The sequence below is a fragment of the Jannaschia sp. R86511 genome, from assembly GCF_042466345.1.
Lineage (GTDB): Bacteria > Actinomycetota > Actinomycetes > Actinomycetales > JBBAYJ01 > Aquipuribacter.
Genome location: NZ_JAXHCD010000001.1, coordinates 3,896,276 through 3,920,206 on the forward strand (window position 1 = coordinate 3,896,276; position 23,931 = coordinate 3,920,206).

General features: G+C 74.4%; 24 protein-coding genes and 1 tRNA gene. 8 read left to right on the forward strand and 17 right to left on the reverse strand.

What is annotated here, in order from left to right; translation table 11 throughout:
* Window positions 1-288: 288 nt before the first annotated feature.
* The 11 genes from SJY06_RS18175 to SJY06_RS18225 form a co-directional block, all read right to left on the reverse strand.
* Entirely contained in the window at window positions 289-648 is a 360-nt protein-coding gene (locus SJY06_RS18175; RefSeq protein WP_380168941.1) for a hypothetical protein, read from the reverse strand.
* Between the two features lie 61 nt (window positions 649-709).
* Window positions 710-1,765 (reverse strand): copper resistance D family protein, encoded by a 1,056-nt coding sequence (locus tag SJY06_RS18180; protein ID WP_380168942.1) that lies wholly within the window; start codon window positions 1,763-1,765, stop codon window positions 710-712.
* 97 nt (window positions 1,766-1,862) lie between these two features.
* On the reverse strand, window positions 1,863-3,194 hold the full coding sequence (locus tag SJY06_RS18185; protein ID WP_380168943.1) for a hypothetical protein: 1,332 nt from the start codon (window positions 3,192-3,194) through the stop codon (window positions 1,863-1,865).
* Window positions 3,194-4,129, reverse strand: coding sequence for a copper resistance protein CopC (locus SJY06_RS18190; protein ID WP_380168944.1), 936 nt, complete (start codon window positions 4,127-4,129; stop codon window positions 3,194-3,196). Before SJY06_RS18190 ends, SJY06_RS18185 begins: the two co-directional genes overlap by 1 nt.
* A gap of 50 nt (window positions 4,130-4,179) precedes the next feature.
* Window positions 4,180-5,169 (reverse strand): SDR family oxidoreductase, encoded by a 990-nt coding sequence (locus SJY06_RS18195; RefSeq protein ID WP_380168945.1) that lies wholly within the window; start codon window positions 5,167-5,169, stop codon window positions 4,180-4,182.
* A 197-nt stretch (window positions 5,170-5,366) separates the two neighbouring features.
* Entirely contained in the window at window positions 5,367-7,256 is a 1,890-nt protein-coding gene (locus tag SJY06_RS18200; protein ID WP_380168946.1) for a hypothetical protein, read from the reverse strand.
* Window positions 7,257-7,372: 116 nt separating this feature from the next.
* Complete coding sequence (locus SJY06_RS18205; RefSeq protein ID WP_380168947.1) at window positions 7,373-8,332, reverse strand: carbohydrate ABC transporter permease; 960 nt, start codon at window positions 8,330-8,332, stop codon at window positions 7,373-7,375.
* Window positions 8,296-9,240, reverse strand: coding sequence for a carbohydrate ABC transporter permease (locus tag SJY06_RS18210; protein ID WP_380168948.1), 945 nt, complete (start codon window positions 9,238-9,240; stop codon window positions 8,296-8,298). The genes SJY06_RS18205 and SJY06_RS18210 overlap by 37 nt, the downstream gene beginning before the upstream one ends.
* Window positions 9,237-10,544, reverse strand: coding sequence for an ABC transporter substrate-binding protein (locus SJY06_RS18215; protein ID WP_380168949.1), 1,308 nt, complete (start codon window positions 10,542-10,544; stop codon window positions 9,237-9,239). Before SJY06_RS18215 ends, SJY06_RS18210 begins: the two co-directional genes overlap by 4 nt.
* 152 nt (window positions 10,545-10,696) lie before the next feature.
* The gene (locus tag SJY06_RS18220) at window positions 10,697-11,065 is read right to left on the reverse strand and encodes an FKBP-type peptidyl-prolyl cis-trans isomerase (protein ID WP_380168950.1); all 369 of its coding nucleotides are present in this window, start codon (window positions 11,063-11,065) and stop codon (window positions 10,697-10,699) included.
* 96 nt (window positions 11,066-11,161) lie between these two features.
* A complete protein-coding gene (locus SJY06_RS18225; protein ID WP_380169731.1) occupies window positions 11,162-11,761 on the reverse strand; it encodes a LysE/ArgO family amino acid transporter in 600 nt (199 codons plus the stop codon).
* Window positions 11,762-11,844: 83 nt separating this feature from the next.
* On the opposite strand from SJY06_RS18225, the gene SJY06_RS18230 reads away from it, so the two are divergent.
* Both SJY06_RS18230 and SJY06_RS18235 read left to right on the forward strand, forming a co-directional pair.
* On the forward strand, window positions 11,845-12,768 hold the full coding sequence (locus SJY06_RS18230) for an ArgP/LysG family DNA-binding transcriptional regulator (protein ID WP_380168951.1): 924 nt from the start codon (window positions 11,845-11,847) through the stop codon (window positions 12,766-12,768).
* A 261-nt stretch (window positions 12,769-13,029) separates the two neighbouring features.
* On the forward strand, window positions 13,030-15,297 hold the full coding sequence (locus tag SJY06_RS18235; protein ID WP_380168952.1) for a putative bifunctional diguanylate cyclase/phosphodiesterase: 2,268 nt from the start codon (window positions 13,030-13,032) through the stop codon (window positions 15,295-15,297).
* On the opposite strand, the gene SJY06_RS18240 is transcribed toward SJY06_RS18235, so the two are convergent.
* The 6 genes from SJY06_RS18240 to SJY06_RS18265 all read right to left on the reverse strand — a co-directional run bounded on the left by SJY06_RS18240 (window position 15,275) and on the right by SJY06_RS18265 (window position 20,577).
* Window positions 15,275-16,051: a hypothetical protein gene (locus tag SJY06_RS18240; RefSeq protein WP_380168953.1), complete on the reverse strand. Its 777-nt coding sequence runs from the start codon at window positions 16,049-16,051 to the stop codon at window positions 15,275-15,277. The genes SJY06_RS18235 and SJY06_RS18240 overlap by 23 nt on opposite strands.
* The gene (locus SJY06_RS18245; RefSeq protein WP_380168954.1) at window positions 16,051-16,494 is read right to left on the reverse strand and encodes an S-adenosylmethionine decarboxylase; all 444 of its coding nucleotides are present in this window, start codon (window positions 16,492-16,494) and stop codon (window positions 16,051-16,053) included. The genes SJY06_RS18240 and SJY06_RS18245 overlap by 1 nt, the downstream gene beginning before the upstream one ends.
* 229 nt (window positions 16,495-16,723) lie before the next feature.
* Window positions 16,724-17,695, reverse strand: a complete 972-nt coding sequence (locus tag SJY06_RS18250) for a pirin family protein (RefSeq protein ID WP_380168955.1) — start codon at window positions 17,693-17,695, stop codon at window positions 16,724-16,726.
* The gene (locus SJY06_RS18255) at window positions 17,676-18,842 is read right to left on the reverse strand and encodes a DUF4349 domain-containing protein (RefSeq protein ID WP_380168956.1); all 1,167 of its coding nucleotides are present in this window, start codon (window positions 18,840-18,842) and stop codon (window positions 17,676-17,678) included. The genes SJY06_RS18250 and SJY06_RS18255 overlap by 20 nt, the downstream gene beginning before the upstream one ends.
* Before the next feature lie 150 nt (window positions 18,843-18,992).
* Window positions 18,993-19,400 (reverse strand): DUF5709 domain-containing protein, encoded by a 408-nt coding sequence (locus tag SJY06_RS18260; RefSeq protein ID WP_380168957.1) that lies wholly within the window; start codon window positions 19,398-19,400, stop codon window positions 18,993-18,995.
* 52 nt (window positions 19,401-19,452) lie between these two features.
* Entirely contained in the window at window positions 19,453-20,577 is a 1,125-nt protein-coding gene (locus SJY06_RS18265; protein WP_380168958.1) for a PrsW family intramembrane metalloprotease, read from the reverse strand.
* Window positions 20,578-20,600: 23 nt separating this feature from the next.
* On the opposite strand from SJY06_RS18265, the gene SJY06_RS18270 reads away from it, so the two are divergent.
* From SJY06_RS18270 to SJY06_RS18295, 6 genes are all read left to right on the forward strand, one after another.
* Window positions 20,601-20,831: a hypothetical protein gene (locus tag SJY06_RS18270; protein WP_380168959.1), complete on the forward strand. Its 231-nt coding sequence runs from the start codon at window positions 20,601-20,603 to the stop codon at window positions 20,829-20,831.
* A 10-nt stretch (window positions 20,832-20,841) separates the two neighbouring features.
* A complete protein-coding gene (gene orn / locus SJY06_RS18275) occupies window positions 20,842-21,507 on the forward strand; it encodes an oligoribonuclease (protein ID WP_380168960.1) in 666 nt (221 codons plus the stop codon).
* A gap of 46 nt (window positions 21,508-21,553) precedes the next feature.
* Window positions 21,554-21,626: transfer RNA gene (locus SJY06_RS18280), tRNA-His, on the forward strand.
* Between the two features lie 210 nt (window positions 21,627-21,836).
* Window positions 21,837-22,499 (forward strand): hypothetical protein, encoded by a 663-nt coding sequence (locus tag SJY06_RS18285; RefSeq protein ID WP_380168961.1) that lies wholly within the window; start codon window positions 21,837-21,839, stop codon window positions 22,497-22,499.
* Between the two features lie 455 nt (window positions 22,500-22,954).
* The gene (locus SJY06_RS18290; RefSeq protein WP_380169732.1) at window positions 22,955-23,422 is read left to right on the forward strand and encodes a tyrosine-type recombinase/integrase; all 468 of its coding nucleotides are present in this window, start codon (window positions 22,955-22,957) and stop codon (window positions 23,420-23,422) included.
* Between the two features lie 96 nt (window positions 23,423-23,518).
* A complete protein-coding gene (locus SJY06_RS18295) occupies window positions 23,519-23,836 on the forward strand; it encodes a helix-turn-helix domain-containing protein (RefSeq protein WP_380168962.1) in 318 nt (105 codons plus the stop codon).
* The last annotated feature ends 95 nt before the right edge of the window (window positions 23,837-23,931 follow it).

Sequence of the window (23,931 nt, forward strand, 5' to 3'; positions counted from 1 at the left end):
GCCGGCCACGGCCACCAGGCCTGACACCGGGAAGAAAGGACCTCCTGCCGCAGCACGGCACGGAGGTCATTCCCATGCCATTCTGCTGACCATTCTCTGGCAATTTCCTGGCAATTTTCGCGACTATTCCGACTTCCCCCCGGTCGCATTCTTCTGTAGCATTCACCACGGCGGCGATCCGGGAGAGTCACTGCCATTCGTCCTTGTTCTTCGGAGCAGGACGGACCTTCGGGAACAGCGCGGCCCGCCTCGCCTGATGGGCGGGCCGCGTGCCCTCGGCCGGCCGGCTCAACGGACGGCGAGGCGGTAGATCAGCAGACCGGTGTCGTGGGTCTCGATCTCGAAGACGCCCGGGATGTCGGCGGTGAACGTGACCTCGCCGCTACCCGGTCCGTCCAGCCGGATGTACTCGTCGAAGCCGTGCACGTGCACCTCGGCCGCCGCGTCCGACGTGACCTGCAGGGTCACCTCGGTCCCCCGCGTCACCTCGGGCGCCTCCTCGGGCACCGTGACCCCGCCGTCCGACAGCTCCGCGGTCAGGGTGACGGGCTCACCCGGTGGTGCGGCGGGGGTGGAGCCGCAGCCGGCCAGGACGGCGGCCGCCGTCAGGAGGGCCGCGGCGAGCGGGGCGGCGGGGCGGTGCGCCATGGCGGGGGCCTCCAGCGGGTCGAGCGGGTGCGTCCAGGGGTGTCGCGGTCAGGCGTCGGGGTCAGGGTGTCGGGGTCCGGGCGAGCGCGACGGCCAACCCGACGGTAGCGGCCATGACGACGACCTCGACGGCGGCCAGGCGCCGGAACGCCGACGGCTGCCCCGCCCGGAGCCGACGGATGGTGCGGCGACGGTGCAGCGCCCCGAACGTCCCCAGCAGCACCAGCGCGGCCAGCTTGGCCAGCAGCAGCCAGCCGTAGGCCGTGGCGGTCAGCAGCCCGGGCTCCGGCACCCGGATCCAGGCGTTGATGGCCCCCGAGACGGCCACGACGACGAAGCAGGTCAGGGCGACGGTGTCGAAGCGGCCGACCGCGACGGCCAGGGCGACGTCGTCCCGACGCAGGTGGACGACGAGCCCGGCGAGCCCGCCGACCCAGGCCAGGGCGGCCAGCACGTGCACGATGAGGCTGGTGATGGCCAGGTAGTGGTTGGCGGCGCTCGCGGCGTGCCCGGTGACCAGCGGCAGCGCCGCGGCCAGCCCGGTCGCGGCCAGCAGCAGCAGCGGCACGAGCGCCGGGGGCGCCTGCCGGCGGCGGGCGACCAGCCCCGCCCCCACGGCGACCGCGAGCGCCAGCAGGGCGGTGAGCCCCTGGTAGCGGGCCTGCGGGATGATCGTCAGGTAGTCCCACAGCAGCCCGGTGCGCAGCACCTGCCCGACCGTCTGGTTGGAGATCTCCGAGGCGGCCAGCAGGGACGAGCCGGCCGCGCTGAGCGCCCACACCAGGGCCCACACTGCGACGGTCCGGCTGAGCGGGGCGCCGCGCAGGGAGCGCAGCCCGACGCCCTCCCGCCGCGCCGGCAGCATCGAGGCCAGCAGCCCCGCGACCACGGCGACCGCCGCGAGCTCGCCGACCAGCCGCGCCACCGGCAGCAGCTCCCGCGTGACGGGCCCCGCGTAGTCCAGCCCCGTCGGCACGCGTGCACCCGACAGCTCGCGGAACACCAGCAGGGCGACCATGGCGGCGGTGACCGCGGCGAGGACCACCAGGACCGGGTCCTGCCACCAACGGCGCGCCACGACGCGCTCGTCCTCGGCTCCCCAGATCGTCCTGGTCACGTTCCTGACCCTAGGCGATCCGTCGGGGCGCTGCGAAAGTCGTCCGAACGCTGTCGCGGTCCGGCGGGCCGGCACTCGTCCACGTCCCCGACCGCGGTCAGTCGGCGAACAGCAGCAGCAGTCCGGTGACCGTGTAGGCCACCATCAGCAGCAGCAGCGGCACCTGCCCGCGCACGGCCGCGCCGTGCGGTAGCAGGGCGACGGCCCGGTCGTGGGCCAGCACGGTGCCCAGCACGTGGCCCACGACGATGGCCACCACCATCAGCAGCGCGACACCGGTGGTGTCGACCAGGGCGGCGCTCGGCACGAGGTCGGCGGTGCCGAACCAGTCGGCCCCGGTGCCCAGCGGGTCGGAGGCCAGGGCCAGGGTGCGCTGCCCCTCGAGCACGAGCAGCGAGTAGTAGTGGGCCACGAGGTAGCCGACGACGATCGGCACCAGGCTGTGGGCCAGCTCGCCGGGCAGCCGGCGTCGCGGCAGGTCGGTGACCCGCCCGGTCGCGGCGGTCGCGGCCAGGTAAGCCAGCAGGACCAGCCCGACGACGGCCACCAGCACCAGCGTGTCCACGGCGACCCGCGGCAGCGGCGAGCTCTGCGCGGCGCGGACGTAGGCGGTGACCCCGGTGACCGAGTCGAACATCGTCGAGCCCAGCAGCAGGCACATCAGCGTGACCAGGCCCGGCGCGGGCCGCAGCGAGGCGACGCCGTCCAGCGGCAGCCGCAGGACCAGCACGCCGTCCTCGCGCCGGCCCAGCACCGACAGCCGCCCGATGACGGCGCTGAACACCTCGAACCCCTCGCCGCGGTCGAACCAGCGTGACCCGTAGGTGACGCCGGCGACGACGTGGACCAGGGCGTACGTGCCCACCCACGTCTGCAGCACGGGCAGCGTGGCCCGGCCGGGGGCCGCCAGCTCCAGCCAGACGAACGCCGCCAGGCTGACCACCGCCGGCCAGTAGCCCACCCCGGCGGGCAGGGCGACGAACCCGTCCCGGGGGTCGCGGCGCAGCAGGGCCGCCACCAGCAGCTGCACGGTCCGCAGCGGGTTGAGCAGGCGCCAGACCGGTCCCAGCAGCAGCGACAGCGGGACGATGCCCGCCCACAACCAGACGTAGAGCATCCCCGGCGCCGGGTTGTCGACGTCGTCCGGGCCGGCCACCAGCGCGAGCACGAACAGGGCCGTGACGGCCAGGCCCACCAGCCGCATGGCCCACCGGGTGCCGGGGTGGTCGGCGAGGGCCTGCAGCCGGGCCGGCACCGGCCGCCCGGCGCCGTGGCTCAGCAGCTGCGAGGTGCGCCACGACAGGCCCAGCGCCAGGAACGACACGACCAGGGCCGCGGCGGCGCCGGCCACCACGTACCCGAACGGCAGGGGAAGGTCCTGGCGGGACCCGACGCCGTGGGCGGGGACCAGGCCGAGCAGCTCCAGCATCAGCGCCGGGGCGCCGGGCCGGCCTTGCCGCGCTTCGGCCCGGTCGAGGTCGCCCGCACCGCGGGGTTGCCGCTGCGCGAGGCCCGGCCCGTGGTCCCGGCCGCACGCGGCGCGGTGGGCGCGGCCCCGGCCCGCACCGCAGGGTTCCCGCTGCGGGCGGCACGCCCGTCCACCGCGGCGCTCGTGCGACCTCGACGGCCGACGAGCACCACCGCCGCGACGGCGGCCGCGAGCAGCAGGCCGACGATCACGTACACGGCGGGCTGGACGCCGGGCCCGTCGGCCGCGGCCTGCTCCGGCTCCACCGCCGGGTCGGCGGCCACGCCGCTCGGGGCGGGCGCAGCGGCGCTGGGGGCGGCGGCACCGGGCGCCGCGGGGGCGCCCTCCTCTGCGGCGGCCAGCTGCGGGTCGGGCCCGTCGGTCGGGGGCACCCACCCCGCCGGCGCCGGGGTCGTGGGCCCGTCGTAGGCGAACACGTACGACCCCTCGACCACGTCGCCGTCGGAGGCGACGCTGGCGTACTCCACGGTGTAGTCCCCGGCCGCCGGCCAGTGCGCGACGCCCAGGTCCACCGGGAACCCGGTGCTGTAGTAGACGGGCTCCCACGTGTCGTCGACCAGGTTGAACTCCTGCACCGGGGTGGCCAGCGGGAACGGCTCCCCGTGGCCCCAGCCGTCGTCGACGCGGGTGCCGTCGGGCGCCGTGACCGAGAAGAACGCGAACGGCGCGGGCGTCTCGGTGAACACCAGCGACAGGTCGCTCAGGGGCTCACCGATGCGCGCCCCCTCCACCGGCACGGACTCCGCCGCCACGAGCTGGCCGTGCGCAGCCGCGGGGGCCGCGCCCAGCAGGCCCCCGACCATCGCGGCGGCCAGGGCGAGCAGGAGCACGACCGGGCGAGGCCGGCGGCGGGGGTGATCGTCATCGATCGGCACCGGCGCAGTATCACCGCCGATCGGTCGCTCGGGCAAACAAACCCCGGCGCTCAGACCCGCCAGCGCCGGACCAGCTCGTCCATCATCCGGTCGTGGTGGGGGTCCACCCGCCGCCGGTCCACCTCGGCGTCGTACCAGTCGACGATCTCGCGCGCGCCCTGCTCGAAGGGGACCCGGCAGACGAAGTCCGGGGCGAGCTCCTTGACCTTTGTGTTGTCGAAGACCATCGAGTGGGCCTTGTCGCCCAGCAGCCCGGCGCCCCACTCCGGGTCGAGCGCGGCGACCGCGTCGGAGGGCACGTGGACGATGCGTGCCTCGGTCCCGGCCGCGGCGGCGAGCGCGTGGGCGACCTGGTCCCAGGTCAGGGCCTCGTCGGAGGTGATGTGGAACGCCTCCCCCAGCGCGCGGGGGTGACCGAGCAGGGGCACGAGGCCCTGGGCGAAGTCGGTGTGGTGGGTCAGCGTCCACAGCGAGGTGCCGTCGCCGTGCACGACGACCTCGGCGCCGCGCCGCATCCGCTCGACGAACGTCCAGCCGGCGTCGAACGGCACCAGGGTCCGGTCGTAGGTGTGGGACGGGCGCACGATGGTCACGGGCAGGCCGGTGTCGCGGTAGGCCTGCACGAGCAGGTCCTCGCAGGCGATCTTGTCGCGGCTGTAGGCCCAGAACGGGTTGCGCAGCGGGGTCGACTCCCGCACCGGCAGCCTCGCCGGCGGCGTCTGGTACGCCGAGGCGGAGCTGATGAACACGTACTGGCCCGTGCGGTCGGCGAACAGCTCCAGGCTGGTCCGCACGTGCTCGGGGGTGAACGCGACCCAGTCGACGACGGCGTCGAACGTGCGGTCGCCCAGCGCCTGGCGCACCGAGGCCGGGTCGCGGACGTCGGCGACCACCTGCTCGACGCCGTCCGGCACGGGGCGCACCGACGTGGTGCCGCGGTTGAGCAGGGTGACCTGCAGGCCGCGCTCGGCCGCGAGCGCCGTGCTGGCCGAGCTGATGACCCCGCTGCCGCCGATGAACAGGACCGTCCGGGCGCCCATGGCTGCTCCCCTCCGTCGTCGTCGCCGTGGTGCGACGTGCCGACTGTGCCCCAGGTCGCGTCGCCGGGCACCCAGGGGCGAGCTGACGGCGACGCGCGGTGGGCCGATGCCGTACCGACCAGCGACGCAGGACGGGTCCTCGACGGGCGAGGAGCCCCGACCCAACCTGTCGTGTCGCTGGCCGGTACGGCCCGGGCTCAGCCCAGCTCGAACCGGTCGAGCACCCAGGCGCCGGCGTCGGGGTCGGTCAGGTCGTAGACCCAGGTCGTGACCTCGCCGGCCTCGCTGTCCAGCAGGGTGAAGGCGGCGTACTGGTTGCCCCACAGGAACGGCAGCGGAGTGCCGTCCTCGGCCCGCAGCGGCGCGACCGTGGGCACGATCGGCTCGAGGCCGCCGGGGTTGCCCTGGGCCACGTACTGCGAGGCGTCCCACGGCGCCCCGGGCACGTGCCGGCTGCGCCCGCTCAGCGGGTGGTAGGCGCCGTAGGAGTTGCCGGTGTTGGACGACTCGAGGAAGTTCGTCCCGCCCTCGGTGCGGAACCGGTTCCACAGGTGGCTGTGGCCGTTGTAGACCAGGTCGACCCCGGCCTCGGTCAGCAGCGGCTGCAGGTCCGTCAGCAGGACGTTGTCCTCCAGCGGGTACTCGTAGCGCACCCCCACGACCTCGCCGTCGGCGTTCGTCTCCTCGATCCGCACCGGGTCGGCGAAGGCCGGGCCGACGTTGTCGCCCAGCCCTTGCGGACCCTCGTGGAGGATGACGACGGTGTGCTCGGCCCGGCGGAACTCGGGGCTCGCGAGCTCGGCCTGCAGCCACTCGTACTGCTCGCTGCCGCGGTCGATCGCCTCGAAGACGAACTCGCCGTGGCCCTGGGCCATCGGGTCGTCCAGCGACGCCGCGGACTCCTGGTAGCGGGAGGACGCCGTCCGGGCGGCGGGGTCGGCCTGGTTGGCCGTGCCGCGCCAGATCCGGGTCGAGTACAGCGAGATCAGCCGGATGTTGCCGACGGTGGTCGCGTAGTAGGTCTCACCGCCGGTCCGGCTCTCGGGCAGGGTGAAGATCTCCTCGTACGTGCGGCTGGAGAAGGAGTTGTCCTCCAGCCACTGCTCGCGCACGGCCGGGTCGTCGGTGGGGTTCACCTCGGCCGCGACCTCGGCGTAGGCGGCCTCGGCCACCTCGCGCGGGACCGGCGAGTTGTAGCTGGTGCCGATCGACGTCATGCCGTCGACGCGGCCCTGCACCTCGTGGTTGCCGACGGCCGGGTAGACCGGCGCGTTCTGGATGATCGGTGCCCCGACGTAGGTACGCCCGTCGGTGGCGACCCGGCCGGCGTGGCCCTGCAGCACCGGGAAGAACGCGCTGCCCCGGGTGTCGTCGAACCACTCCGAGGCGCGGTCGGGCTGGTTGACCAGGTCGCCGGCGAAGAAGACCGCGTCGAGGTCGCCCACGGTCTGCGCCGCGACCTGCAGGTTGGCGGGGGTGTTGACCATGGCCTGGTGGTCGCTGGTCAGCAGCACGCGCTGCCCCTCGTCCCGCCCGGCGGCCGGGGCCAGGGTGTAGGTGGCCGAAGCGGCGTAGTCGCTGCCCTGCGCCGACACCACGCGGTAGGGCGTGTCACCCCGCACGCCGCGAACCGCGGCCTCGTGGCGGTGCACCTCGCGGGCGACGATGCCGTCGGCGGCGGCGGGTCGGGAGGCGGCCGGCAGCTGCGAGGCCGAGTCCTCGACCGCACGGCTGAGCGGGGCGCTGGCGGCCCGGTGCACCCGGATGCCGGCCGGCGGACGGCCGCGGAAGGCGACGGTCGCGAGCTGGGCCTCGCTCAGGTCGTCGACACCGTCACCGGTGAGCACGACGTGGCGCGAGCCGGGGAACTCGGTCATCCAGGCCACGGTCACCCCGGTGGTGGTCGGGCTCTGCAGGAACGGGTCGGTGAGCAGCGGCAGGTCGCCGGCGGCGGCGACGGAGTAGCCGGTGGCGGGGACGAGGGCGTCGGTCGGCGCGGCTGCGGCCAGCGGGACGGTGAGGGCGAGCGCGGTGGCGGCGGCCAGCGTCACGGTGACGCCGCGGGCGGTGGCAGGACGTGCGGGCACGGGGATGCTCCTGGGTCCGGGGACGGGGGGTGACCGCAGGCTCACCGAGCGCGGTTAACCCCAGGTCGACGCCGGGTGACGACAGACCGAACAGAGCGTGAGCAGCCGCCCCCGGGTCAGCGGATGCCGCTGCGGGCGAAGCCCTGCACGAAGTACCGCTGGAAGACGAGGAACAGCACGACCATGGGGGTCACGTTGATCAGCGCGAACGCCATCGTGGCGCCGTAGTCGGCGCCGAACTGCCCCTGCAGGAACAGCAGCCCGATCGGCAGGGTGAACAGCTCGTTCTCGCGCAGCGCGATGAGCGGCCAGGCGAAGTCGTTCCAGGTCTGCAGCAGGCTCATGAAGAACAGCACCGCCAGCAGCGGGCGCGACAGCGGCAGCACGATGCTGCGGAAGACCCGCCAGTGCCCGGCGCCGTCGATGCGGGCCGCCTCGATCAGCTCCCGCGGGATGGTGAGCATGAACTGCCGGGCCAGGAACACCCCGAACGCGGACGCGGCCGTGGGCAGGATGACGGCCCAGTAGGTGCCGTACAGCCCGGTCGAGGTGACGATCCGGAACAGCGACACCATGATCACCTGGACCGGGATCATCAGCGTGGACAGCGACAGCAGGAACAGCGCCCCCGAGCCGCGGAAGCGCAGGTGGGCGAACGCGTAGCCGGCCAGCATGCTCACGGTCACCGTCAGCAGGGACGTCACCAGCGCGATGGCGACGGAGTTGCCGAACCAGGTCAGCACCGGGAAGCCGTCGAGCACCCGCTGGAAGTTGGCCAGGGTCAGCTCGCGCGGCCACAGCCGCAGCTGCCCGCCCAGCAGCTCGGCCCGGCTGGACAGCGAGACCACGACCATCCAGTACAGCGGGAACAGCAGGACGAGGCTGACCGCGACGGCGGCGGTCAGGCGCAGCAGCCACCAGCCGCGGTCGCGCCGGCGGCGGGCGCGGCGGCGCTGCTCGGGCGGGACCGCGGGACGCGGGGCACCGGGGGCGGCGTGCAGCCCGGCCTGCACGGCGGCGCCGGTCGTGTCGGCGGCCATCAGCCGGCCAGGTCCCGGGACCGGCTGGTGCGCCACTGCACCAGCGTGAACGCCAGGGTGAGCAGCAGCAGGAGCACCATGCCGATGGCCGCGGCGTAGCCCTGGTCGCGGGTGACGAAGCCGTTCTCGTAGGCGTAGGTGACCAGGACGGACGTGGCGTCCTGCGGCCCGCCGCCGGTCATCACGAAGATGATGTCGAACACCTGGAACGAGTAGATGACGTTCATGATCAGCAGGAAGAACGACGACGGCCCCACCAGCGGCACGGTGACGTGCCGGAACCGCTGCCAGCCGCCCGCCCCGTCCAGCCGGGCGGCCTCGTACAGCTCGGGGCTGATGCCCTGCAGGCCGGCCAGGTAGATGAGCATGTTGAACCCGACGCGCCACCACAGGGTGACCAGGACGACCGAGGCGAACGCCGCGGCCCCGCCGGACTGCCACGCCACGTCGGGCAGGCCGAGGGCCCGGACCGCCTTGTCCAGGACGCCGGAGTTCTCGTCGAAGACCAGCACGCCGATGAGCGCGGTGGCCACGCCCGAGACGGCCATCGGCAGGATCATCACGGAGCGGAACAGGCCGCGCGCCGGCAGCACCGAGTTCAGCAGGACGGCCACGCCGAGGCCCAGCAGCATCGACAGCGGCGTCACCAGGACGGTGAACAGGGCGGTGTTGAGCAGGACCCGCCAGAACAGCGGGTCGGTCGCCAGCCGGGTGTAGTTGGCGGCCCCGACCCACTCGCCGACCCCGAAGCCGTTGGTGCGCTGCAGGCTCAGCACCGCGGCCCCCAGCACCGGGACCAGCACGAACACGCCGAGCAGGACGAGGTTGGGCGCCAGGAACGAGTAGGCGGCCGCCGCCTCGCCGCGGACCGCGCGCGCCCGGCCCGGTCGGGTGGCGCGCACGCGGCCGGGCCGGGGCGGCGCGGTCGGGGTGGCCGTGCTCACCGAGCGGTGGCCTCGGCGATGCCGGCGGCCATGGCGGCCACGGTGTCGTCGGGGCTCTGGCCACCGACGAACGCGGCCTCCAGCTGCTCCTGCAGCACGGTGATGATCTCGGACATGTTGGGGGAGGCGACCTGACCGGCGTCCTCCGGCTGCACCTGCGCCGCCTGGCCGAGGAACACCTCGGACAGCTCCGGACGGGCGACGAACTCGACGCCGCTCTCGCTCAGGTCGGCGCGGGTCGGCAGCAGCGAGGACACCTCGCAGAAGTCCCGCATGGACTGCTCCTGGGTGAGGTAGTCCAGGAACGCGACGGCCAGCTCCGGGTCGGCCCCGGCCGTGGCCACGACGGCGTTGCCGCCGAAGTCGCCGCCGCCGCGGACCTGGCGCGGGGAGTACGTCGCGCCCCACTCGAAGTCCAGCGTCGCGTCGGCGTCGGGCAGCAGGAACGCCCCGGCCCAGGTCATGGCGACCGTCTCGGCGTACCAGAGGTCGCTGGCGTAGGTCGCCGACTGCACCGAGCCGTTGGCCGGGACCCAGTCCTGGGTGAAGAACGACTGCGTGAACTCGACGGCCGCGCGACCGGCGTCGGAGTCGATGGCCGGGGCGAGGAGGTCCTCGGCCAGGAACCGGCCGTCGGCCTGGAACAGCCAGCTGAGCCAGCGCGTCACGCCGTTGCCCTGCCAGTTGTAGGCCAGCGGGTACTGCGCGGCCGGCAGAGAGGCCCGCAGCGCCTCGGCCACCCCGGCCAGCTCGTCCCAGGTCCACGCGTCCTCGGGCGTGGTCGGCACGTCGGTGACGCCGGCCGCCTCGAGCAGGGCCGTGTTGTAGAGGATCACCGAGGTGTCGGTGTGGTGGGGCACACCGAACGGCGTCTCCTGGTTCTGCACGGCCGCCCACGCGGTCGGGGTGAACCGGTCGGCGAAGTCCGCGGGCAGGTGGGGGCCGAGGTCGAGCAGCTGGCCCTGCCCGGCGTAGCTGCCGAACGTGTAGTAGGGCACGCGGAACAGGTCGGGTGCCTCGCCCGCCTGCAGCTGCGCGTCGATGTTGGTGAACATCTGCTCGTAGGGCACGGCGTTGAGCTGCACGCTCGCCCCGCTGTCGGCCTCGAACCGGCTGATGACGTCGCGGAAGCCGGCCAGCTCGGCGTCGGTGCCCCAGGTGGTGAACGTCAGGGTGCCGCTGCCACCCCCGGTCGAGCTGCTGGGGGCGGGGCTCGCGGCGGGGGCGAACCCGCAGCCGGCCAGGGCGGCGGCGGGCAGCGACACCGCACCCGCTCCGAGGAACTGGCGCCTGCTCAGGTGCATGGTGGTGCCTCCCGTTACGGGTGGGGGGGTTTGGGTGGGATCGTGCGGAAATCGCACGCTAACCCGCGACCGTGATGATCACCTCTCCAGACGAGGACGGCCCCGGACCTGGCGGTCCGGGGCCGTGCTGAGTCGTGCGGAGAGCGCTCGGGTCAGGACACCCCGACCAGGTCGCAGACGAAGACGAGCGTCTCGCCGGGCTTGATGACTCCGCCCGCGCCGCGGTCGCCGTAGGCCAGGTGCGGCGGGATGACGAGCTGGCGCCGGCCACCGACGCGCATGCCGGTGATGCCGGCGTCCCAGCCGGAGATGACCTGCCCGGCCCCGAGCCGGAACTGCAGGGCGTCACCCCGGTTGTAGGAGGCGTCGAACTCCTCGCCGGTGGACAGGGCCACGCCGACGTAGTGGACCGACACGGTCGCGCCGCTGGCGGCCTCGGGACCCTCGCCCACGGTCAGGTCGGTGACGACCAGGTCGGTCGGCGGGGTGGGGTCGACGAAGTCGATCTGGGGCTTGTCCACGGCAGTCCTCCTGCGCTGGTCGGGTGTGTGCCAGGCGAGGCTAGGCGTTGGACGCCCCTCGACCGGCACCGGCACCGGGACCGGCCTGGGCCGACCTCAGCCCAGCAGCAGCGAGACGGCGATCGCCACCATCACCACGGCGATCCCCGCGTCCAGGACGCGCCAGGCGGCGGGCCGGGCGAACAGCGGCCGCAGCAGCCTGGCTCCGTACCCCAGACCGGTGAACCACAGCAGGCTGCCCAGCATCGCCCCGGCCGCGAACCAGCCGCGCTGCTCGCCGTGGGTCTGGGCGATGGACCCCAGCAGGACGACGGTGTCCAGGTAGACGTGCGGGTTGAGCCAGGTCAGGGCCAGCACCGTGGTCAGCGCCGCGACCAGCGAGGTGCCGGGGCCCTGGGCCTGCGTCTGCAGCGCCCCCGGGCGCAGCGCTCGCCGGGCGGCCACCACCGCGTAGGCCAGCAGGAACGCCGCACCCCCGACCCGGAAGACGGGCAGCAGCCACGACAGGCGCTCCAGCAGCACCCCGGCGCCCAGCACCCCGGCCCCGATGAGCAGCGCGTCCGACAGCGCGCAGACCACGACCACGGGCAGCAGGTGCTCCCCGCGCAGCCCCTGCCGCAGGACGAACGCGTTCTGGGCCCCGATCGCGACGATCAAGGACAGGCCGAGGCCGAGACCCGCGAGGGCGGCCAGCAGGGAGGGGGTCACGTCGAGGACGCTACGGACCACCCCGGATCCAGTCCAGCTCATGTTTCTACGGTTGCATTAGCATCGCTGTCGTGGATCTCGAGCTCGACCAGCTGCGGGCCCTGGACGCCGCGGTGACCGAGGGCAGCCTGGACGGGGCCGCCCGCGTGCTGCGGGTGACCCCGTCCGCCGTCAGCCAGCGGCTGAAGGCCCTGGAGTCGCGGGTGGGCCAGGTCCTGCTCGTGCGCAGCCGGCCGGTGCGGACCACAGGCGCCGGCCAGGTGGTGCTGCGGCTGGCCCGTCAGGTCTCGCTGCTGGCCGCCGACGCCGACGCCGAGCTGGCCGGGGTGGGGGTCCAGGCCGGGCCGGGCCCGGCCGGTGCGGCGGGGCCGTCGCTGCCCGTGGCGGTCAACGCCGACTCGCTGGGGACGTGGGTGCTGCCCGCGGTGGCGGCGCTGGCCCACCGGCTGCGCCTCGACCTGCGCCGGGACGACGAGGAACGCACCTCCGAGCTGCTGCGCGACGGCAGCGTCATGGCCGCGGTGACCACGGAGCCGACGGCGGTGGCCGGCTGCCGCGCCACGCCCCTGGGGATCATGCGGTACCGAGCGGTGGCGTCACCGGGCTACCTGGCCCGCTGGCTGCCCGACGGGGTGGGCGAGGCGGCCCTGCGCGCCGCCCCCGTCGTCCTGTACGACCGTCGCGACGACCTGCAGCACCGCTGGCTGCGCGGGCACGGGGTCACGGCCGCACCCCCGGCGCACCACGTGCCATCGACCGCCGACCACCACCGGGCGGTCCGGCTGGGCATGGGCTGGGGCATGGTGCCCGACCTGCTGGGAGCGGAGGACCGTCGCGCCGGCCGCCTGGTCGAGCTCGTCCCGGACCGGGTGGTGGACCGCGTGCTGCACTGGCAGCAGTGGCGGCTGCGCTCCCGGGCCCTGGACGAGCTGGCCGACGCCGTGGTCACCGCGGCCCGCACGCGGCTGCTCCCCGTGCCGGCCGGCGCCGGCTGACGCGGCACGCCCTGCCCGACGCCCGGCCCGGATCTCCGTCGCCCCGCCGGGCGCCCGCAGGTCCTGGCGGATGGCACCCTAGGCCGGGTACGCAGAGTGAGCGGCAACCGTCCCGGGCGCCGCGACGATCGACCCTCAAGGTGCCACCCCGCTCGTCCGATGATCACGTCGTCGTCGGGTGGCACCCGCGTGGCCGCCGCGCCGTGGTGGCCCCGACAGGAGACCGGAGGCCGTGGAGTGCACAGGACGAGCGCGGCGGGCGTGCCCGTCTGGCGCCTGCTCGAGCGGCGCCTCGGCGTCGCCGCGTGGGTGGTGCTCGTCAGCGGCCTGACCGTGGCGATGGTGCTGTCGGGCGCCTCGCTCACCCAGACCCCGCCCGCGCTGCTCGTCGCCGTGCTGGCGACCTTCTTCCTGCTGCTGCTCGGCCGCCTGGCCCTGGTCGCCGCCCACGACCGGGCCCGCCGCACGGCGCTGCTGGTCCTGGCTGCCGGGGTCACGCTGTGGGCCGTCGGCTCGGCCGTGCTCAACGCGGACGGCGAGCTGACCGGCAAGACCTTCCCCGCCCCGGGCGAGGGGTTCTTCCTGGCCTCGTACCTGGGCTTCGCGTTCTTCCTGCTGCTGGACACCCCGCGGCGCACCCGCGCGAGCGCCACGGTCTGGCTGGAGACCCTGCTCGTGTGCTGCGGGGCGATGTCGCTGGCCGGCTTCGTCCTGCTGAGCCCCGTGGGCAGCACGATCGGCGAGCAGGGCCCCGCCCTGTTCCTGGCCCTGCTCTACCCGGTCCTCGGCGTGGTCCTGGGCCTGGTCGTGCTCGCCCAGGTACAGCTGCGCCAGCGCCGGGCGTCCCGACGGACCCTGACCCTGGCCGGCGGCTTCGTGCTGCTGGCGGTGGCCGACTCGACCTTCGTGCTGAACGCCGCGACGACGACGTACGTGTCCAACACGGTCCTGGAGCTGATGTGGGGGGCCAGCTTCGCGCTGGTCGTCGGGGCCGCCTGCGCGCCCCGGCTGGACGCGGTGAGCAGCCCGGCGACCGCACCGTCGCGGCACATCGTCCTCGTCCTGGCCGCGGCCGTCGCCCTGGTCGTCATCGTGTTCCGTCCGGCCGGGGTCGGCGCCTGGTACGTGACCCTGCCCGCCGTGCTCACCCTGGTGGCTGCCGGCACCCGGATGGCGATGGCGCTGCAGGAGGCCCGCGGTGCGGTCGAGGCCCGCCGGCTGTCGGTCACCGACGACCTGACCGACCTGCCCAACCGGCGCGCCGTCATGGCCCGGATCCAGGGCGACATGGCCGCCGGACGACCGCTGGCCCTGATGCTGCTGGACCTGGACGGCTTCAAGGACATCAACGACAGCCTCGGCCACGCCGCGGGCGACCGGGTCCTGGAGCAGGTGTCGGCCCGGCTGCTGGGACAGGTGGGGGCCGCGTCGATGGTGTCCCGGCTCGGCGGCGACGAGTTCGCCATCGTCGCCCCCCAGGACGACGAGGTGTCCCTGCTGCGGACCGCGCAGGTCATCGGCGAGGCCCTGCTCGCGCCGCTGGCCGTGGACGGCCTGGTGCTGTCGGTGCGCTGCTCGATCGGCATCGCGCTGCGCGAGGGCGCCCGCGACGCCACGGACCTGCTGCGCCAGGCCGACGTCGCCATGTACGAGGCCAAGACGTCGCGCTCCGGCGCCCTGGTCTACGACCCGTCGCGGGACGAGTTCTCGCGCTCGCGGCTGCGTCAGGCCGAGGACCTGCGCCGCGGCATCACCCAGGACCAGCTCGAGCTCTGGTACCAGCCGCAGATCGACGCCGCCACGCAGCGCGTCACCGCGGTGGAGGCGCTGGTGCGCTGGCGGCACCCCGAGCTGGGCCTGCTGTCACCGCTGGCGTTCCTGCCCGACGCGCGCCGCTGCGGCCTGATGCCGGCGCTGACCGAGGCCGTCATGCACCAGGTCGTCCGGGACGCGCGGCGCTGGCAGGCCGAGGGGTTCACGTTCACCGTCGCGTTCAACTGCGCCCCGCCCGAGCTGCTCGGGGGCACGTTCCTGCCGCTGCTGTTCCAGGCCGTGGAGCGCGCCGGGCTGCCCTCGGACCGGCTGCTGGTCGAGGTGACCGAGGACTCGTTCGTCAACGACCCCGAGCACGCCCGGGTGGCGCTGCAGCGGCTGCGGGCCCACGGCGTGCAGGCGGCCATCGACGACTACGGCACCGGGTTCTCGTCGCTGGCCTACCTGCGGGACCTGCCGGTGCAGGAGCTCAAGATGGACCGGTCGTTCGTGTCGACCATCCTCACCGACACCCGCAGCCGCACCATCGTCGACTCCACCCGGCAGATGGCCCACGCGATGGGCCTGCGCCTGGTGGCCGAGGGGGTCGAGGACTCCAGCACCGCGGCCGAGCTGGTGGCCCTGGGCATCGACGTGCTGCAGGGCTACCACATCTGCTCACCCGTCCCGATGAAGGACGTGTCCGGCTGGGTGCGGCGCTGGGAGGCCTCGTTGCACGACCGGCGCGCGGACCTCAGCTACCGCCGCCGCGCCTGAGCGGCACGACCGCGACCCGCTCGCGCAGGTCCACCACCCGGCGGGCCGGCAGCAGGAAGGCCTCCGGTCCCGGGACGCTGACGCCGTCCAGCCCGCTGCCGTGGACGAACAGCCGGTAGGAGTCGGGGTCGATCCGACGCTGGTTGTCCAGCATGACCGCCATCTCCGCGTACACCGGCACGCTCGCGGCCGAGCCCAGGTAGGGCCGCACCCGCGTGCCCGGCAGGGTGCGGTAGTGCAGCCCGACGGAGTCGAGCAGCCGACGCACCCGGATGTCGAGGATGGCGACGGTGCCGGTGACGTCGTTGGCCCGGGTCGCCTGGGCGATGCCGTGGTAGAGCGCCGCGACGTGGCTGACCCCGTCGGCCCGCTGGCTGCGGGCGCTCAGGGTGGCGATGTCCCAGGTCCGCTCCAGGTCGAGGCCGGCCACGCCCGCGCTGGCGCTCGCGTCGGCGTGCCACGGCTCGCGCTGCACGTCGACGAGGCTCTTGAGCCCGGCCGGGCCCGGCACGATGAACCGCACGGCCGCCTCGACCTCGCCGGCCGGGGTGGCCAGGGCCAGGAACACCGAGTGGTCCTCGTACGGCCCGTACTCCTCCGCCAGCTGCTCGCGGGTGTTGCCGTAGCGGGCCATGAACACGTCGGCCTCGCAGGCGCGGGCCGCCTCGAGGAGCTCGCCGCGGGGGTCGAAGACGAGCCGGTGGGTGCCGTCGGGCTGCTCGGACAGCCAGCGCTCGGCCACGGTCGCGCTCATCAGAACTCCTTCCACACCGGCTCGGAGCCGAAGTGGCGGGCGGCCAGCGCCACGGCGTCCCGGGCGTCGAAGGCCTTGCAGGCGTAGACGTCCACGCTGAAGAACAGCAGCGGCTGGTCCCAGGCGTAGAAGTGCGCACCGGAGGTCTCCCAGTGGATCCAGCCCGCCCAGCCGTACAACGGCGACTGGTGGGTCATCGGCTCCATCAGCGCGACCATGTCGATGGTCTCGCTCAGCTCGGACAGGAACGCCTTGATGGCCTCGGCGCTGATGGGCTCCTCGCAGTAGCCCTCGATGACCAGGCGCTGACGGTGGATCATCGGGGCCAGGTCGGGCATGGCGGCGGGCTGCCGGACGGAGACGCCCGTGCCGTGCGCGCGGGCCTGGACCAGCTGCAGGTCGTGGGGGGCGGACGGCTGGAGGACGGCGGGGGAAGGCTGCACGGAGATGGCCCTTTCGTGACTGCTGGGATGCGAGACGGCCTGCTGGGTGGCCGCCCCGGACACTAGGTCGCAGGCACCCCGCCTACGCCTCCTGCACCCCGGAGTTGCTCCCTCCGGGAAGAGTCCGGTACCGAACAGTGACTGTCAAGGCACTGTGGGTAACGAAACGGCGTGAGGCTGCACGGATGGCGTCACCCACATGGCGTCACCGAGGATGTTCGGAGCGTGGTCAGCGGCGACGCGGCCTCAGCCGGACGTTCGGCAGCTCCGGGGCGCGCAGCCAGGAGTCCTCCGCCCAGCCCGGCACCTCCCCGAACCGCTTGTCCTGGTCCTGCCACGCCTCGCGGGCGGCGACGACCTCGTCGTGGCTGCGCCCGACGAAGTTCCACCACATGACCAGCTCCTCGCCGAAGGGCTCCCCGCCCAGGAGCAGGAGCACGGCGGGCTCGACGACGCTCAGCCCGACCTCGTCCCGCCCGGTGCCCAGGTGGACCAGGTCCCCCGGGTCGGGGTGCTCGCCGGCCACCTCGACCCGGCCGGAGACCAGCAGGACCGCGTGCTCGAAGTCCGCCCGCACCGGCAGGCGCACCTCGCCCACCCCGGCCCGCACCTCGACGCCCACGATCGGGCTGTAGGTCGCGGCCGGCGAGGTCATGCCGTCGTGGCTGCCGAGCAGGACGGTGCGGCGGCCGCCGTCGACCTCGCGGCGGGGCAGGTCGGCGTGGTGCTCGAAGTGGGGCGTCTGGTGCCGGTGGGCCTCGGGCAGGGCCACCCACAGCTGCACGCCGTGCAGCGGGGCGCCGTCCCCGGCCAGGGAGCGCTCGCCGTGGGCGATGCCGTGCCCGCTGGTCATCAGGTTGAGCTGGCCGGGGCGGATCCGCACCTGCGAGCCCACCGAGTCGTCGTGCAGCGCCTCGCCGCCCACCAGCCACGTCACGGTCTGCAGCCCGGTGTGGGGGTGCGGCGGGACCACCATGACGTCCGCCCCGGCGGCCGGGCCGTAGGAGTCGACGAAGCACCACGCCCCGACCGTGGTGCGGGCCCGCGAGGGCAGGCTGCGGCGTACCAGCATCGCCCGCGGCCCGCCCAGCGGGACCTCGCGGGCGGGCAGCAGCTGCACCTGGGGACCGTCGGTCGGTGCGCTGCTGCGGGCCCGGCCGCCGACCTCGGTCTCCGTCGGGTCACCCTCGAGGTTGCTCATCCCCCGAGTCTGGCCCGGCGGCCGCCGGGACGCCCGCGCGCTCGGGGGCCGGGGCCGCTGCGGCCGACCCCGCTACGGCCGGGCGCGGGTGGCGGGAGCGGCGCAGCCGCAGGGCGCCCAGCAGGGCCGCACCGAGGACGAGGGCCACGACCAGGAACGGCAGCAGCGCACCGAGCACGACCAGCACGACGGCGGTCGAGGCCAGCAGGGCGTCCCAGCCGGCGGCCAGCCCGCTCAGGAACGGCGGCGCCGGGGTCGGCACGTCGACGTCCGCGGGCCGGGTCAGCACGACGGTGACCGTGGCCAGGGCCGCCCGGTCGGCCAGGGCCGACTGCCGCGACTGCACCGACTCCAGGTCGGCCTGGCGCCGGGTGAGCTCGGCCTCCAGGGCCAGGACGTCCTCCAGGGAGGTCGCCTCCTGCAGCAGGGCGCGGATGCGTTCGACGCCGGCGCGCTGGGTCGCCGTGCGGCTCTCCAGGTCGACCAGCGTGGCCTCGACGTCCTCCGACTCCGCCGAGCGGGCCACCTCCTCACCCAGGGCGGCGGCGGCGGTGAGCAGGTCCGGGCCCGCCTCGACCGGCACCCGGACGGTGATCTCGGCCCGGGGCCGCTCCCCACCCGTCGTGCTCTCGCCGGCCACGAACCCGCCGGCCGCCACGGCGGCGGCCCGCACCCGCCGGGCGGCGGCCGGTACGTCGTCGACGGCGACGTCGACCGAGGACGTGACGACGCGTCGGCCCTGGGCCACCCCGGCGGCGCCCACGTCGACCGCGTCGGCGCCCGCCGAACCCTCGCCGCCCGCCGCGCCGTCGCCGGCCGCCGCATCGTCCGCCACCCCGGCCTGCGCCTGGCCGTCCTCGTCGGCAGCCTCACCGGCCAGGTCATCACCGGCCAGGTCACCACCACCACCGGCGTCGTCTCGGCCGGCCAGCGGAGCCGGCACCGCCTGGTCCGCGGCGCCGGCGTCCTCGGCGGACGTGGCCGAGCCGGCGCAGGCGCTCAGCCCGAGGGCCAGCACGAGCAGCAGCAGCGACCCGGCCCACCGGCGTCGCCCCGTCGCCCACGCTGCCCGCGCCGCCCACCCGGTCCGTGCCGTCCGCCCGTCCCGGCGGGTCCCGGTCCTGCGTGCCTGTCGTCGTCCCGCCACGGTCGCCCTCGTCCCTCCGCACCCCGGTGGTGCGGTCGGGGGTTGGACGGGCCGAGGGGGCGCCGGGGTCCCGGTCCCAGGACACGATCCGGTACCGGTCAGGTCGCGGTGGGGTCGCGGTCCGGTCGGCGTGGCTGCGGCGGAGGGACCTCAGTCGTCCTCGTCGGGGACCACGTGCATCGCGGCCTCCTCGGCGCCCGCGGCGCCGGAGTCGATGCCGATGTCGTCGGCCACGAGGTCCTTCTCGGTGTCGGCGTGGCTGCCCTCGTCGGGGGCGACCAGCCGGCCCGCCCGCTGCTCGCCGACCTCTCCCCCGACGGCCTCCGCCTCCTCGAGCACCTGCCCGTCGCGGTCGTGGCCCCAGTCGGGCACCTCGGCGGCCAGCCGGTCGTCGAGCTGCGCCCCCTCGGCCTCCTCCTCGGCGGTGATGCCGTGGGAGAAGACCGCCCCCGGCGAGTCGGGCGGGGACCAGCTGCGTCCGGCCACCTCCTCCTCGCCGTCCTCCCCCAGGGACTCCTCGAGGTCGGGGATCTCGCCGTCGGACGGCTGCTCGCTCATGCGCTCACGCTGGCACTCCGGCCGCCCCCGGTCCACCCCCTGGCCCAGCGGGTCAGGACGCACCGGGCAGGGCGGCCCGGTGCCGGGCCAGCTCGGCCAGCAGGTCGGCCTCCCGCCGGGCCGCGTCCCAGGGCTGGGTGCCGGACCCGATCCGGTGCCGCAGGTGCGCGAGCCGGACGGCCGTGGCCTGGAACTGCCGCATCTGCCGCCCCGCGCCCGCCCGGCGGGAGGCCTGCAGGGCGGCCCGGCGCGCCGGCAGCGAGACGAGCAGCTGCGCCTCGGGCGGGGAGAACCAGCCGTGCCGGGCGTACAGCGTCACGCCGTCGCGGATCAGCCGGGCCTCGCGCGAGCGCGCCAGCAGCGCCAGGGCGACGAACGCGGCGAACAGCGGCACCCACAGCACGACGAACGTGCCGAGGAAGCCCATGAACGACCCGACGGCCATCCAGTTCCACAGCCCGTGCAGCACGATCGCGACGAGCAGGCCGGCCGTCGCGAGCAGGTACCGCGCCGCGCCGCGGCGGCGCGAGGCCAGCACGAGGCCGATGCCCGTGGCGGCCGTGAACAGCGGGTGGGCGAACGGCGAGACGACGCCACGCAGCAGGAACGTGCCGACCAGACCGGCCCCGCCCGACTCCAGCAGGGCCGCGCCCAGGTAGAGGATGTTCTCGGTGAACGCGAACCCCACCCCGATGACGCCGGCGTAGACGAACCCGTCGACGACCCCGTCCAGGCCGCGCCGGCCGACCAGCAGGATCGCGCCGAGGCCCGCGGCCTTGAGCACCTCCTCGACCACCGGTGCCACGACGACGGCCCCGAGCAGCTCGGGGTCCCCGCCCGCCGCCTGGACGACCAGCGTCGGGGGCAGGCTGAGCAGCAGCGCCCCCGCGGTGGCCACGGCCGCCCCCCAGCCGAAGGCGAACACCAGCAGCCCGCGGGGCTCCGGCTCGTACCGGTCCAGCCAGCCGAGCACGGCCAGCAGCGGCACCACGGGCAGCAGCGCCGCGAGCAGCCCCACCGTGAACGCGCGGGGCCCCACGGACAGCAGCAGCACGACCGCCACCACCAGCGCGCAGACCGCGATGAGCAGGACGCCCAGGACGGTCAGGAGCACCTGGCCGGTGCGACCCGCACCGGGGTGTCGGTCGCCGGTCGGCAGCGGGTCGGGGTGCACCATGTGCGCAGGGTAGGAGGTGCGGGGTGCCGGGCGACGTGGGCGGGCGGGGAAGGCGGGCGCGTCGGCGTGCCGCCGCACCCCGCCCGCCGCTGGGCCCGTGGGTGGCGTGGGTCGTCTTCACGCTGCTGATGAGCGCCGGGGTGCTGCTGTTGGTCGGGGTGCCCGGGTCGACCGTGGCGTGGCTGCTGCTGGGCGGTGTCGTGGTGGGCGCGGTGCTGCTGGTGGCGGTCACCCTGTCCCCACCCGCCCCGTAGGCTGCCGGACGTGAGCAGCGCCGACAGCACCGACAGCAAGAACCGCATCGTCTGGGTCGACTGCGAGATGACCGGGCTCAGCCTGACCGACGACGCCCTGGTCGAGATCGCCGTCCTGGTCACCGACAGCGAGCTGAACGTGCTGGGCTCGGGGGTCGACGTCGTCATCAAGCCCCCGCCCGGCGCGGTCGAGCAGATGAAGGACGTCGTGCGCGACATGCACACCAGCTCCGGCCTGCTGGAGCAGCTGGACGGCGGCACGACGATCGCGGACGCGCTGGCGCAGGTGATGGCCTACGTCAAGGAGTGGGTCCCCGACGTGCGCAAGGCCCCCCTGGCCGGCAGCACCGTGGGCACCGACCGCGCGTTCATCGCCCGCGACATGCCCGAGCTGGACGAGCACCTGCACTACCGGATCGTTGACGTGAGCAGCATCAAGGAGCTGGTCAAGCGCTGGTACCCGCGGGTGCACTTCAACTCCCCCGCCAAGCACGGCGGGCACCGGGCCATGGCCGACATCCTCGAGAGCATCGCAGAGCTGCGCTTCTACCGGGAGGCGGTGTTCGTGCCCCTTCCCGGCCCGGACAGCGAGTCGACGAAGGCCATCGCCGCTGGTCACGAGCTCCCGGCCGGCACCGTCCCGGCCTGGGCGCCCGGACTGAGCGCGCACCTCTGACGGGCGGCTACACTCCTTCTCGCAGCCGGTGCGTGCACCGGCCGTGGTGGGTGTAGCTCAGCTGGTAGAGCGCCGCCTTGTGGTGGCGGATGTCGCGGGTTCAAGTCCCGTCACTCACCCTGAAGGCTCCGCAGGTCAGGAGCTGGTTGCCTGGCTCCTGCCCCCTCGCGAGGGGGCAGGAGCCAGGACACGACCAGACCCGTTCCCGCGCCAAGCCTTCGCCGCCTCCACCGTTGGTCCGTCCGTGGTGGCGGGGGTAGTGCGCAGCGAGCGGGACCCCGCACCGGTCTCTCATGCCAACACCGGCATGACACGAGGAGACCAGCACCATGTGGATCGACCGCCGCCGCCAGCAGTACCGCGTCTACTGGCGCACCGCGAACAAGCGGGACTACCTCCCCTTCGCCAGCCGTGAGGACGCCGAGACGTTCCTCGAGGTCGCCCGCGAGATCGGCCTCGACGCGGCCCGCGAGGCCCTTGCCGTGCCCCGAGTCCCGTCCGCTGCAACGACCGCTTCCCCCAGCACCACCGGGGCCGACCTGACCCCCTCGATGGAGGTCGGCCCCACGACCCTGACGGCGGCGGCGCTCACGCCCCGACAGGGGATGCCGCGACTGGCAGCCGGGCTCACGCTGCCCGTCCCGGCCGGTGTGACGACGGCGTGGCTGGCTGAGCAGTACGTCGAGCACGGCAACCAGGGCAACCCCCAGACCCGGGACGACTACCGCCGCGACATCAGGCGCTACGTGCTGCCGTACTTCGTCGACCACCAGGGCGACAGCCTCGACATCGGTCTCGTGTGCACCTACGACCTGCCGACCGCGGAGGGCGAGCAGCCGTGGTCGCTGCCGACCGTCACCGGGTGGGGTCCTGGCTGGCCGAGCGGCCCAAGCACCGGCGGGACGGCTCCCCCATCCCCGGGACCGAGCTCAGCGCGAAGACGCAACGCAACGTCCAGGGGCTGCTCGCCTCGGTCTTCACCTTCGCGATGAACTTCGCCCCGCAGCCGCTACTGGCGCGCAACCCGTGCGGCCCGCTGTCGCTGACGAAGGCGGAACCGAAGGAGGCGACGTACCTCGAGCGGGGCGCGGCCGAGCTGCTGCTGGCCGAGATCGATCCTCACTTCGTCGTCGCGGTCCGGTTCCTCCTCGGCACCGGGGTGCGCATCGGCGAGCTGACGGCGCTCAAGGTGCGAGACGTCCACCTGGGCGACGGCACCGCCGACGACCCCGCCACGGTGTACGTCCACCGCACCTGGAAGCGGGTCGGACGGGTCCCGAAGGCCCGCGGCTCTGCCGGTCTGACCAAGACCCGCGCGACGTACGTGTGGGGGCTGGGCCGGACCAAGACGGCGGCGGGACGGCGCCGCATCACCATCACCATGGCCATGCGGGAGCAGCTGCTGCCGCTCGTGGCAGGTCGCCCCCCGGAGGCGCACGTCTTCACGATGAAGACCGGCACCGTCTTCCACCGCGGCAACTTCCACGACCGCATCCTCAAGCCGGCCCTGGAGCGCGCACGTGTCCGCCTCGCCGAGCTCCACGCCGCGGCCGACGACAACGACCGCGCCCGGCTGCCCGGGGAGATCCCGGACGTGCACCCCCACTCGTTCCGCCACACCCACGCCGCGTGGCTGATCGCGTCCGGCGCGAGTCCCCTGGAGATCCAGCGGCGGATGGGGCACGCCGACATCGCCACGACGACGCGGCTGTACGGGCACCTGACGCAGGAGACGGTCAACGAGACGCTGCTGTCGTTGCAGACCTACATGGCGCCGCTGATGAGCCCGGGGTTGGCCGCGGTCATCCCCGACAGCGACTACCGCACACCGCCGGTACCGCACCCGGCCGACGCCGCGCTCCCGCTCGTGCTGGACGACGACGACGAGGACCAGGAGGGTTTGCGGGCAGCCTGACCGACCCGCCCCAACCTGAACGCGGGAGACGGCGCCCGGCCGGGCGCCGTCTCCCGCAGGTTGCGCAACCTGCCCACCGCCGCACGGTGCGAAGGCATGACGACGACCGACGACATCCGCCACACCATCGCTGAGGCCGCCGCACTGCTGGGCAAGTCGCGGAGCACCGTGCGCGACATGTGCACACGGCACGAGCTGCACCACCACCGCACCGGCCGGGTCCGGGGCATCTACTTCACCCCGAGCGACATCGAGCTCAACCTCGAGCTGCAGCGCCGACCCGTCGGCCCACGAGAACGCGGCGGGGACCGCGCCCCTGCGTGCGCCGCCACACCGGTCGGGGACACCGGCGCGGTCACTGCTTCGGCACGCGATCGGTTGGTCCGGCTCAAGGTCGTCGGCAGCCGGGCCTAGCCACCAGCCGTTCGGGCTACGACAAACGTCCGAGCCGCACCCCGAGGTTTGTGCGGGTCTCTTCCCCACAGACGTGCCATGTGCTGGGGAGACGA